The organism is Vogesella lacus (assembly GCF_979366295.1).
On sequence record NZ_CEETQT010000009.1, the window covers coordinates 1 to 10,588 of the forward strand.

Genomic DNA, 10,588 nt, shown 5'->3' on the forward strand with positions numbered 1-10,588 from the left:
CACCCGTTCGCCACTCGTCAGCGGTGCAAGCACCCTGTTACCGTTCGACTTGCATGTGTAAAGCATGCCGCCAGCGTTCAATCTGAGCCAGGATCAAACTCTTCAGTTCAATCTCAAGCAATTTTTTAGCACGCAAGTTCAAAGAAACCGAATCCGAAGATTCGTGTCACTTTCTCTTGCAGTGCAAGTATTTGGCTTGGCCAGATACTTACACCTATCGGTTATTTGGTCTGTTAAAGAGCGGTGCTGACTTGCTTGCTTTGTTTCGCTGCGTCATCAGCTGAGGAGGCGAACTATACCCACCCCGCCCAACCTCGTCAACACCTCAAAACCAGAACAATCACACAAAGTGAACAAGTCATTGATTATAAAGCACACACAAATGCAAAAAAGTTGGCCGCAATCTCTTGCGGCCAACTATTCATAGCCTCTTGCAGACAAAATGGAGTCCAACTATTCAACCCGACACTCCGCGACACCAAGACAGCAACGTGGCAAAAAATAGAAACCCTTTAGTTCTGCTGCCAGATCAATCTAGCAATTGCCGAAGAGTCTAGCTCCCCCTCTCCATGCAAGACCAAGTCGTCAATCAATTGACTGACCCGCTCGGCAGCAGGAAGAGTGATGCCAAGTTGCGCTGCCGTATCCAGCACAATACGCATATCCTTTTGATGCAAGCACGCTTTGAAACCCGGCGCATAATTATCTTCGATCATCCTCAGGCCATGCACATCCAGCACTTTGCTTGAGGCAAAACCGCCCAGCAATGCATCACGAACCGGTGCCTGATCCACCCCGCAAGCTTTGGCCAGTTTCATCACTTCGGCAACCGCCGCAATGCCGACACCAACCGCAATCTGATTACATGCTTTGGCAACCTGGCCTGCACCGCTATCCCCGATATGCGTAATAGTCTTGCCCATGGCTTGCAATACTGGCATAGCCCTCTGCAATGCTTCAGCCTTGCCGCCGACCATAATAGTCAGTGTGCCGTTGATGGCTCCGACTTCCCCACCCGATACCGGACAATCCAGAAAGCTCACACCAACCTTGTCGAGCCGCTGAGCAATTTCCTTGGCACCGATCGGCGAGATGGTACTCATGTCAATACACACAAGACCGGCACGAGCACTATCCGCCACACCGTCCTCTCCAAGCAACACCTGCTCGACATCTGCGGTATTGGAAACATTAGTTACAATCACATCAACAGCAGACGCCAACTCAGCTGGAGAGGCAGCCCAGTGCGCACCGGCTACCAGCAGTGGGACCGCACTCTCTTGGCGCCGCGCCCAGACACTTACCTCATGGCCAGCCTTCAGGAGATTCAAGACACAAGGTCTGCCCATGATGCCAAGCCCGATATAACCTACCTTCATTTTTTCTCCATTACTTTATGGCGGTAAAGGACCGCGCTTGCTCATCCAGTCATCAAAACTGACTGCGCAGTCCTTTGCCTGATGTTCAAGGAAATAGACAAAAGCCAGAATTTCGGCGACAGCTCGATAGAGTTCAGGTGGAATGTGTGCATCAAGATCAACCTGCATTAACAGATTGACCAGCTCAGGCGAGTCATGCACGAATACCCCCGCCCCTTTGGCTTGCTCAATGATACGCTCTGCCGTCTGGCCATAGCCCTTGGCAACAACCTGTGGCGCAGCAGTATTCTCGCCATACTTCAGCGCAACGGCAGAACGACGCTTATCAGTCCTCATGATCGCTCTGCTTCACTTGCAAGCTGGCTAGCGTCAAACCACTTGCGGCCAACCTTTGCTCAAGAACATCTCTATGTTTGAGAATCAACTGAGAGGCCTCAGACTCTGCAGTGAAATTCAGCTGCAACTCCTTGCCAACCATACGAACTTTGGCAGCAAGACCACCTAGCGACGGTAACTCAAGCTGCAAGCGTGTATACCAAGCGGCAAGTTCGCTTTCTGACTGTCTCGCCTCCCGTTCATCGACATCATCGTGGTGAATTTCCCATTGAACCGCTTGCCCAGGCCAAGCCATTCCCTGAAAAACCAGCGGCTTTTGCTCATTCACATCCAGCTGGCGCTGCACGAGCTGTCCCAGCTCAGATAAATGACCAGTGCTTGATGCTGCTTGAAATGAGATTTTTGCCTGAGGCTCCTGCCGCAGCTCATCGAGTGACAACCGACCATCTACCCAGGCTTTCTGATGCGACTCATAGAACAACCCACTTTTCTCGACAGTTTTCTGCAACTGCAGGTGAGCGTCATCGGGTAGAGACGGGTTGGACAGTAAAGGCTCCTGATGCAATATCACTGCCGCCAAGAGGTTTTTTCCCTGCAAGTTCTCGGTTTTGGCAGTTGCCATTGGCTGCTGCCCAGCCACATCCAGCAAGGTTGTCAGATATTTGCCGGCAGTTGTAAAAGTTACAGGAGACGATTTTTCATCAGGTAAGGTATCAAAAGACAGAAGACTAAAGGCAACTTGTGGTGACGTCTGCGTCACCCGCATGAAAGCACTTTCCTTACCTATCGTGGTACCCGGAGGTAGCTGCAGTTTGAATGCCGAGTTTTTAACCAGCACCATCGCACTGCCATCCGCAAATTTTTCGGCAAGTCTTACGGAGACAAGCTCTCCTTGCTGTAACGGAGGGAGCTTCTCAGGCAGAGACAAAGTCTTGAGTAGAGTCCCTTGATCATTTAGCAGTGCATTCGCAACTGCTTTTCCCTGTTCACTTGGGCGTCCGAGATCTTTCCCACTGCCTTCAGCAACCTGCGTTTTTTTGCTGGCATCGATCAGTGCCGCATCAGCAAGATCAGTCGCCTCGAATACCAGCGGTGAAAGGTTGGCCACTCCCAAGCGCAGTTCATTACCCGCAAGCTTGGCAAGCACTTGGCTGGGTAAATTCAAGACAAAAGATTCGCCCTTGATAGTCGCTGCAACCTTGCCATCAGCCAACCTGTCCGTAATGTTTGCTGAAACAGTTTCCCCCAGTTGCAACACGGGCAAACGTGCTGGGGAAGTAGCAATTTCAACAAGTGAAGAACGACCAGAACTATCCCTGCCAAGACGGGATGCAATTGCGGATGCAGGGTCTCCATTTGCCGGAAGGGTATTAACCGGAGGGAGAACTGGCGGAGTGATGATCATGAAGCAGGACTATTACGATACAAAGAGAGAATCAGCTCTGCTTCGCTGCGCGAAATGCCGCAACGCTCGGCGACATCGTGCGCACCTAGCCCTCGTTTGAACAACTCGATAGCCTGAGTGTAAGGAGATGCCGTAATAGCAGCATCGTGCACTTTTTCGACTACACGAGGCGTTTCAGCAGCTTTATGCTGGAAGAGAAATCCAAGATCATGAATATTTCTTTGAGCAGCCGACAATTGTTGCTGAATCTGATCAAACTGTGCTGCTTCAACAGAACGTTCAGCATCGATACGCAATATATGCCGCCACAAGAATACCAAGGCAAGCAACTGCACAATGGAAACTACCGCGAGAATATAGGTCAGGATGGTCATGATGAGTGCTCCGTCAAACGAACAGCGAGCACTCAGCGATATGTAGCGCTTATCTTCTGCTGAGTGCGCGTCTGAGCCAGCAAATTCTGCAATTCCTCATGCCTTGAGACAAGCCGCTGTTGCAACAAGCCATTCTTGGCCAAAGCCACTTCTACTATGGCACGCATTTCGTCTGAGATGGGGGCATCATTATTGTTTTCGACAATCTGTTCGAAAACGCTATTTCTGAGCAGTTCAATTTCTGAAAATTGATCCCACTGCTCCTGCTCGCACAAATCAAGCAGTTGCTCAGTCAGTGCCAGATAGTCCTGTACAGATACCATCAATGCACTAGTAAGCATTACACCTTACCTACACGTTGATTACCGCCCTGCAACTTATCAAGCTGCTTCCAGGCACCACCAAGCTCCTCCAGAAGCTTGATGACCTCCTCAAGAATCTCGGCATCATTCTTTAAGTTTGCAACCCCCAGCCTATGCTTCATGTACAGATATAGATCTCGCAGGTTGCCACTAACTTCACCGCCCTTCTCCAGATTCAGACAAGTATCCAGGCCATTGATAATATCGAGCCCCTTACCAATCAATCGGCCTTTTTCTATGTAGTTTGAACAACCGATTTCTACCTGGGCTTTTCTCAATGCGGCAATTGCACCGTCGTATAACATAACAATCAAGCCAACGGGACTCGCGCCATAGACAGAGCTCTCTAGTGCATCTTGCCCATACGCTTTATTTAATTGTTGTAGCGCCAACCGATTCATTATTGATCTTCCTGCAATTTCAAGTCTGGATTAGCCCAGCATGGATGCCATATAACTGCTTTGATTCTTCATTGTCGCCAGCGAAGCATCTAGTGCCGAAAACTGCTTGAGCAAGCGAGCCTGCATCATATCGAGTCGCGTCTGGACTTGCGTCTGCTTTTGCTTTTCATAGTTGATCTGTTGATTGAGACTATCAGTTCGGATCTGCATCATCCCCGATGGTCCAAGCATATCGTTGATCCGCGAATTCAAGCGATCAGCAAAACCATTGTTATCGCTATTGCCAAACAACTTGGCAACGGCCGTAGGATCCTTATCCAGCGCTTTTTTGAATGCCTCGCTATCAAGCTTTAATGAACCATCTTTCTGGATACTGATACCAATCTGATTCAAGTAAGCAAAACCACTGTCAAGGGAGACGCCACTGAGCCCGGTACCCAACTCAGTTGTCAGTGTCTGCATCATCATTCGCACTGAACCATCAAGACGACTAGCGGTGCCAATCACCTTGCCTGATGAATCAGTAATTGCACCAGCTGTGCTGGTTTGCTTGTACATCCCATCGACTTGGGACTTCACTTTATTAAAACCATCAACAAACGACTGAACATTCTTGATGACAGCATCATTATCGCGACTAACCGTGATTGTGGAGGTACCCGTCTTGAACAGACTCACCTCAAGACCAGTCATTGCCTCGGTCAATTTATTGCTTGATGCGGTGATAGCTACGCCATTGATGGTTAACTGAGCGTCTGTCGGCGCAGCGGTACGCTTCGCAAGGTTGGCCGCATGCGCCGTATTGCCTGAGTCCACCATGGCTTTATCGTAATTCAGAAAACCCAACCCGATTCCATCGCCGCCAGTTATCGAGAAAGCGCCATCTGAACCGGATTTTTTACTGGATAAGGCCAACTTGAAGCCCTCTGCCCCACTATTAACAACGGATGCAGAAACATCAATCCCCTTCGCATTAATGGCATCACTAATAGCCTGCAAAGAAGTGTCAGCCGCCAAGGTAATCGTCGTATCACCTGATGGCAACGAAATTGTAAAATCTCCTGCCGTATTACCCAACGTCGCAGTTGCTGAAGTTATTTTCCCGGTCTGAGTCCCACTGTCGAACGAGGAAAGTGCCAATGTCTGCGAAGCAGCCAATGCAGAGACATTCACCACATATGTACCCGCAGATGCAAAGCTGTTTGCCGAGGCTTTAAGTACCTGGGCATCACTCACGTCTGCTTTGTTTGCGTTCAATGCCGTACCAGAAATCAGCGCACGCATTGAAGATTGGAAGTCCGATAATGCCGACTTCAGCTTACCCAAGTCGGACACCTGATTACTGTAATTACTCTGACGACTTTTACTTTGGGTCAGTGGTGTCTGCTCTAGAGATACAAGCTGTGACACTAGCCCTTGTACATCAAAATTACTGCCGGGCATCGTAATAGCCATCTTATTTCTCCATCACATTACTAACTGACTACCAAGTTCAAGCTTCTTCTTTAAGCAAGATGCTACTGAACTCATCTATAGCCTTGGCTATTCTGATTGCCTCCGGCGAGGGAATTTGTCGAATCAATTCCTTGGTGCCGCGGTCAACCACCTTTACCACTTGCAGCTCAGTATCGTCATCCGTCATGAACTGCAAATCTCCCTTATAAAGCTTGACTGCTTCATTAAGTTTCTTGATCGCATCAGCAAGATCACTTGGGGAAAATGACTTTTCATTCTCCTTATTGCCTCGGGACTTCTCCTGCTCGCGAGACTCCTTCACACCAGTAACCGCCTTACTGGCATCCGGAGAGGCAACCAAAGACTGACTGTCCGGTCCTAGTTTGACAGGAAGTTCTGCTTGTTGTTTTGGTGTCAGCGAACTGGCTACCAGAGCACCGCTGATTGGTCCGATTTGCATGATACCCACCTCCAGAAAGTGGCCTCCCTCTCCTGCCAGTTAACCGACAAGAGAGGGAACACTCTTCATTTTACAACTTATCTCAAGAGTGACAGTGCTGCTTGCGGCAAAGTATTAGCTTGACCAAGAATCGCAGTACCAGCCTGTTGCAAGATCTGATTACGCGTCAGTTGCGCAGTCTCAGCAGCAAAGTCAGTATCCATGATACGGCTCTTGGATGCACTCAGGTTTTCCACGTAGTTCTGGGTGTTTGCAATCACAGCCTCGAAACGGTTCTGGATCGCACCAAAAGTCGCACGAGTATTGGTTACTGTCTCAATAGCCGAGTCAAGAGCAGAAATCGCAGCAGAAGCAGCTGCAGAAGTTGTCACAGACACGGTACCAGTAGCAGTAAGATCCGAACTAAAACCACCAATCGAGGACATCTCGACACCAGTAGTTGTAACCTGATTGTCGGTCGTACCGGAAGCACCTACCTGGAAGGTAATACCGCTACCACCAGACAACAAAGCCGTGCCGTTGAAGTTGGTAGTCGTGATGATCCGAGAAACTTCCTGGGTCAGCTGATCTACTTCCTTTTGCAGCTGAGAGCGGTTCCCGTCAGAAATAGATCCGTTGGCCGCTTGTACCGCAATTTCACGAATACGCTGCAGGTTACCGCCCACCTGCCCCAAGGCACCTTCAGCAGTCTGAGCTACCGAGATGCCATCATAAGCATTACGGATACCCTGAGTATTACCACGAATCTGCGAAGAAAGACCTTCGGATACGGCAAGGCCAGCAGCGTCATCTTTGGCGCTATTTACACGCAAACCGGATGACAAACGCTGCAAAGAACCAGCCAACTGAGTGTTGGACGAGTTCAAATTGCGCTGCGCATTGAGCGAGGCAATGTTGCTATTTACGATGATAGGCATTTTAAACTCCGTTATTATGGCGACTTGGCTCGGGAGCACGCTCCACGTTTTTTACACCAATCGCTCACTCGTCTTATCGACCAAAAAATAACGAACTAAAGTCCTTTTTAGGACTCTGCATTGTTTCCCTGTACATTTCCCATTTCTATGCAAGCGGCAGCCGACTTCAATCGATGAAAATGCATAATCAGCACTCTGTACGAACAGAGGCCCACATGCCCAGATCCAAGCATTACCGCAAGAACGCTTACTCGGAGGCTTTGCCTGAATAGTTCCTTGGATTCGCTGTGATCATTGTTGTGGTCAACAAATTTCGGACAGTATGTAATGACCCAGCCCTTTCTGCACAGGTCAGGCTGCTAATTGATACGCCATTGCAGGCGTCTTCATCCTCAAAGCCTGGTGCGGGCGTCGGTAGTTGTAGAACCCGATCCAGTCTGCAATCACCCGGCTGGCATGCGCCAGGCTTTCAAAGCGGTGTCGGTGCGCGCACTGCTCTGTCAAGGTGCGGATCACCCGCTCCACCATCCCGTTCTGTTCTGGTGTGTACGGCGTGATGAATTCCTGCTTCAAACCGTAGCTTTTCACCAGCGCGGTGTAGCTGCGCAGCAGGAAGCGTTGAGGCACTCGACCCAGGCAACCAAAGCGGTTGATCAGCGCGGGCTCCAGCGCCGACTCGGCCGTCTTGGACTTGCCACTGCGTGACAGATGCCAGCCCAGCAACTCACGGGTGCAGCAGTCGATCACCAACGCCAAATGGCACCAACCATCCTTACCGGCCCAGATGCGGCACAGGTCGGTGGCCCAGCGTTGATTGGGCTCGACCGCCACCGATGGCAGGGCTTGCACGCGAGGGCGGAAGCCCACCGGCCGCTTCTTCACCTGCCAGCCTTTGAGCTGGAAGATGCGCTGCACGGTGTTTTTGTTCATGCCCAGCAGGCCTGCTACGGTGCGGTAGCCGAATGAAGGGTTCTCCTCAATCATCTCCTTGATGGGCTCGGCCAGCTGCGGCTGCAGCTTGGGCGCGGCCTTTTGCGGGCGGTAGTACAGCGAGCGACGCGGCACGTCGAACCAGCGGCACAGCTTGCTGGATGCCGTCGTCTGCCAGTCCCTGCCGGACGAGGTGGACTACTTGTCGTCCTCGCCCAGCAGAGACTGCAGCTTTTTTCTGGCGCGCAGCTCCAGCATGGCTTCGCCGTAGGCTTCCTGCAGTTCTTTGAGCTGTTTTTCGTATTGTTCGCGGATGTCCATCGGCTTGGCACGCAGGGCATTCTCCATGCCGCGCTTGGCCTCATCGACCCAGGTTTCGATCTCGGAGGGGGCCAGGTCGAAGGCGCGAGAGGCTTCCGCCACCGTGCTCTTGCCTTGAATGATCTCCATCACCAGCGCGGCTTTGCGCTTGGCGGTCCAGCGTTTGATATCGTCTTCCATGGTCATGCTCATCACGTGCTCCTGTGTGAATTATGACCTGTGCAGGTTTTTAGTGGGTCACTACAAGTAAATTAAGTTGCTTTGGCATTTACCGCTCTGCTTATTACCACTACCGCCAGCGTCGCCCTGTGATTGATCGCGAACGGCTCGTATTGCGCGCCAAAGTACGCGAACTCTTCACGCTGAGCCGCCAATCTGCGGGCAGCAGCAGTCTGGTCTGGATGCTGGCGGGCGAAGGCTATCAGGCTGGCCGCTACAAAGTTCGGCAGCTGATGCGTGAAGCCGGACTGGCCAGCAAGCAGCCGGAGCAACATCGCTATCCCATCCCGACGTCCGAGCGATCCGACATTCCCAACCTGCTGGATCGTCAATTCCAGCCGAAGCGCATGAATCAAGTCTGGTGCGGAGACATCACCTACATCTGGACTGGCCAGCGTTGGGCCTATCTGGCGGTGGTGCTGGATTTGTATGCGCGCTGCGTAGTGGGCTGGGCCATGCCGGAGCGACCGGATGCCGATCTGGTCTACAAGGCGCTGGATCAGGCCTGGCAACAGCGCGGCAAGCCCAAGGGCGTGCTGTTTCACAGTGACCAGGGCTGCCAGTATGGCAGTCGCGTGTTCAGGCAACGCCTATGGCGTTATCAGATCACGCAGAGCATGAGCCGTCGCAGCTGTTGCTGGGACAACGCCCCGATGGAGCGGTTATTTCGCAGCCTGAAAACGGAATGGATTCCCAAGCTGGGCTACGTGTCGTTCGAGGAAGTCAATCGGGATGTGGGGATGTACTTGATGGCGTATTACAACTGGCAGCGCCCTCATTCAGGCAATGGCGGTACTCCGCCAGAGGCAAGGAGAAGAAGCTTAATTTTCTGTCCGAAATTTGTTGACCATAACAAAATGATTACCCCCCAAACGGGGGGTAATCAGCTGCCTGAAAGTACAAGGTAATTACTCTACCTTTCACTATCCATTAAAAGCATCAAAGCAGATCAATCATTTGCTGAGACTGTCCAACAAGCGTTAGAAGCATATTGGCTACCTCCATATTTGTAGCATTTTCAGACATATGCTGACCAGTAGTCTGGAACCAAACGTCCGCCAATCCATGCTTCACACCATCATCGGTAATGAAAGAAGCAATCAAACCAATCAAGTTACCATTGCTCATCTGTGAAACTTGTTTGGCATCGATCTCAAACGCTTTGATATGTAGCGCCGCTAAACTAAACAACTCATTAGTTTGACTAACACCGTCATGGTTGGCGTCCACCCACACTTTCAGAGCGGCAAAGATTGCATCTTGAGCATCAATCCGACCATCATGGTTACCATCATGTGATGCAAGTGCAACAAAACCATTCTCTGCAGTAGTGCCATCAGTCAGTTTGAATGCCTCTCCAAACAACTCACTACCATCGTTTATCACTCCGTCATGATTGATATCCAGAACCAGCAATCCATCACCCTGACCAACCCAGCCAGTCACAATCTTCTCTCCCTTAGCATGCAGATCGAATTGAACATTATGGGTATAACTCAACGTAGAAATACCATTTCCATCCAGATCCAGCACTAATGGTGTTGACAAGGCCAAAGCATCCAGTTGCGCAGACGTCATCTGAGACTTATTGATGACATCAACCTGCGCCATCGTCAGATTAGAAAGCTGAGCCGTTGTCATTGCCGCAGCCTGCACTCCAGTCATTGCCGAAATGCTCACAGCACTGATTGCCTTCACGTCAGCCGTCTCCATCGCCGCAATCTGCGTGGTCGTCATCGCCGCAACCTGCGTCGACTTCAAGGCACCCGCCTGGGCTGTCGTCAAGGCCACCACTTGCGTGGTCGTCAGCGCCGCCAGATCCGCTGTCTCCAGTGCCGCAATCTGCGTGGTCGTCAGCGCCGCAATCTGACCTGTCGTCAGGTTCGATGCCTGGCTTGACGTCAGACCTGCAATCGCTGCCGTCGACAGCTTGCTGATGTCCGCCACTTCCATTGCCGCCAGCTGTGTCGTCGTCAGCGCCGCTACCTGCGTCGCACTCAGCACACCGGCTTGCGCTGTCGTCAGCGGC

The 10,588-nt window shown here is 51.3% G+C and carries 11 protein-coding genes, 1 rRNA gene and 2 pseudogenes; 1 reads left to right on the top strand and 13 read right to left on the bottom strand.

Annotation, left to right across the window (positions count from 1 at the left end):
* From ACZ9W6_RS12275 to ACZ9W6_RS12330, 12 genes are all read right to left on the bottom strand, one after another.
* Nucleotides 1-109: ribosomal RNA gene (locus tag ACZ9W6_RS12275) — 16S ribosomal RNA — on the bottom strand; the annotation flags it as partial.
* A gap of 403 nt (nucleotides 110-512) precedes the next feature.
* Nucleotides 513-1,379: an NAD(P)-dependent oxidoreductase gene (locus tag ACZ9W6_RS12280; RefSeq protein WP_465191454.1), complete on the bottom strand. Its 867-nt coding sequence runs from the start codon at nucleotides 1,377-1,379 to the stop codon at nucleotides 513-515.
* A gap of 15 nt (nucleotides 1,380-1,394) precedes the next feature.
* Nucleotides 1,395-1,715, bottom strand: coding sequence for an EscU/YscU/HrcU family type III secretion system export apparatus switch protein (locus ACZ9W6_RS12285; RefSeq protein WP_465191455.1), 321 nt, complete (start codon nucleotides 1,713-1,715; stop codon nucleotides 1,395-1,397).
* Nucleotides 1,705-3,120, bottom strand: a complete 1,416-nt coding sequence (fliK, locus tag ACZ9W6_RS12290; RefSeq protein ID WP_465191456.1) for a flagellar hook-length control protein FliK — start codon at nucleotides 3,118-3,120, stop codon at nucleotides 1,705-1,707. Before fliK ends, ACZ9W6_RS12285 begins: the two co-directional genes overlap by 11 nt.
* Nucleotides 3,117-3,494 (bottom strand): DUF2802 domain-containing protein, encoded by a 378-nt coding sequence (locus ACZ9W6_RS12295; RefSeq protein WP_465191457.1) that lies wholly within the window; start codon nucleotides 3,492-3,494, stop codon nucleotides 3,117-3,119. The genes fliK and ACZ9W6_RS12295 overlap by 4 nt, the downstream gene beginning before the upstream one ends.
* 32 nt (nucleotides 3,495-3,526) lie before the next feature.
* Nucleotides 3,527-3,835 (bottom strand): flagellar protein FliT, encoded by a 309-nt coding sequence (gene fliT, locus ACZ9W6_RS12300; protein ID WP_465191458.1) that lies wholly within the window; start codon nucleotides 3,833-3,835, stop codon nucleotides 3,527-3,529.
* The gene (gene fliS, locus ACZ9W6_RS12305; RefSeq protein WP_465191459.1) at nucleotides 3,835-4,257 is read right to left on the bottom strand and encodes a flagellar export chaperone FliS; all 423 of its coding nucleotides are present in this window, start codon (nucleotides 4,255-4,257) and stop codon (nucleotides 3,835-3,837) included. The genes fliT and fliS overlap by 1 nt, the downstream gene beginning before the upstream one ends.
* A 30-nt stretch (nucleotides 4,258-4,287) precedes the next feature.
* Nucleotides 4,288-5,712 carry a flagellar filament capping protein FliD gene (gene fliD / locus ACZ9W6_RS12310; protein WP_465191460.1) on the bottom strand — a complete coding sequence of 475 codons (1,425 nt, stop codon included), beginning with the start codon at nucleotides 5,710-5,712 and terminating at the stop codon, nucleotides 4,288-4,290.
* 37 nt (nucleotides 5,713-5,749) lie between these two features.
* The gene (locus tag ACZ9W6_RS12315) at nucleotides 5,750-6,172 is read right to left on the bottom strand and encodes a flagellar protein FlaG (RefSeq protein WP_465191461.1); all 423 of its coding nucleotides are present in this window, start codon (nucleotides 6,170-6,172) and stop codon (nucleotides 5,750-5,752) included.
* A 77-nt stretch (nucleotides 6,173-6,249) separates the two neighbouring features.
* Nucleotides 6,250-7,089: a flagellin N-terminal helical domain-containing protein gene (locus ACZ9W6_RS12320; RefSeq protein WP_465191462.1), complete on the bottom strand. Its 840-nt coding sequence runs from the start codon at nucleotides 7,087-7,089 to the stop codon at nucleotides 6,250-6,252.
* 351 nt (nucleotides 7,090-7,440) lie between these two features.
* Nucleotides 7,441-8,172, bottom strand: coding sequence for an IS3 family transposase (locus tag ACZ9W6_RS12325; protein WP_465191651.1), 732 nt, complete (start codon nucleotides 8,170-8,172; stop codon nucleotides 7,441-7,443).
* A gap of 45 nt (nucleotides 8,173-8,217) precedes the next feature.
* Entirely contained in the window at nucleotides 8,218-8,532 is a 315-nt protein-coding gene (locus ACZ9W6_RS12330; RefSeq protein WP_026108223.1) for a DUF1153 domain-containing protein, read from the bottom strand.
* Between the two features lie 68 nt (nucleotides 8,533-8,600).
* Here ACZ9W6_RS12330 and ACZ9W6_RS12335 point away from each other — a divergent pair.
* Nucleotides 8,601-9,406, top strand: a pseudogene (locus ACZ9W6_RS12335) (IS3 family transposase); the annotation flags it as partial.
* 92 nt (nucleotides 9,407-9,498) lie between these two features.
* Here the strand turns inward: ACZ9W6_RS12335 and ACZ9W6_RS12340 are convergent.
* Nucleotides 9,499-10,588, bottom strand: a pseudogene (locus ACZ9W6_RS12340) (hypothetical protein); the annotation flags it as partial.

What these genes read in the sequence shown, in the direction of transcription:
- ACZ9W6_RS12280 (WP_465191454.1), bottom strand. Translation starts at nt 1,379, where the DNA reads ATGAAGGTAGGTTATATCGGGCTTGGCATCATGGGCAGACCTTGTGTC.
- ACZ9W6_RS12285 (WP_465191455.1), bottom strand. Translation starts at nt 1,715, where the DNA reads ATGAGGACTGATAAGCGTCGTTCTGCCGTTGCGCTGAAGTATGGCGAG.
- fliK (WP_465191456.1), bottom strand. Translation starts at nt 3,120, where the DNA reads ATGATCATCACTCCGCCAGTTCTCCCTCCGGTTAATACCCTTCCGGCA.
- ACZ9W6_RS12295 (WP_465191457.1), bottom strand. Translation starts at nt 3,494, where the DNA reads ATGACCATCCTGACCTATATTCTCGCGGTAGTTTCCATTGTGCAGTTG.
- fliT (WP_465191458.1), bottom strand. Translation starts at nt 3,835, where the DNA reads ATGCTTACTAGTGCATTGATGGTATCTGTACAGGACTATCTGGCACTG.
- fliS (WP_465191459.1), bottom strand. Translation starts at nt 4,257, where the DNA reads ATGAATCGGTTGGCGCTACAACAATTAAATAAAGCGTATGGGCAAGAT.
- fliD (WP_465191460.1), bottom strand. Translation starts at nt 5,712, where the DNA reads ATGGCTATTACGATGCCCGGCAGTAATTTTGATGTACAAGGGCTAGTG.
- ACZ9W6_RS12315 (WP_465191461.1), bottom strand. Translation starts at nt 6,172, where the DNA reads ATGCAAATCGGACCAATCAGCGGTGCTCTGGTAGCCAGTTCGCTGACA.
- ACZ9W6_RS12320 (WP_465191462.1), bottom strand. Translation starts at nt 7,089, where the DNA reads ATGCCTATCATCGTAAATAGCAACATTGCCTCGCTCAATGCGCAGCGC.
- ACZ9W6_RS12330 (WP_026108223.1), bottom strand. Translation starts at nt 8,532, where the DNA reads ATGAGCATGACCATGGAAGACGATATCAAACGCTGGACCGCCAAGCGC.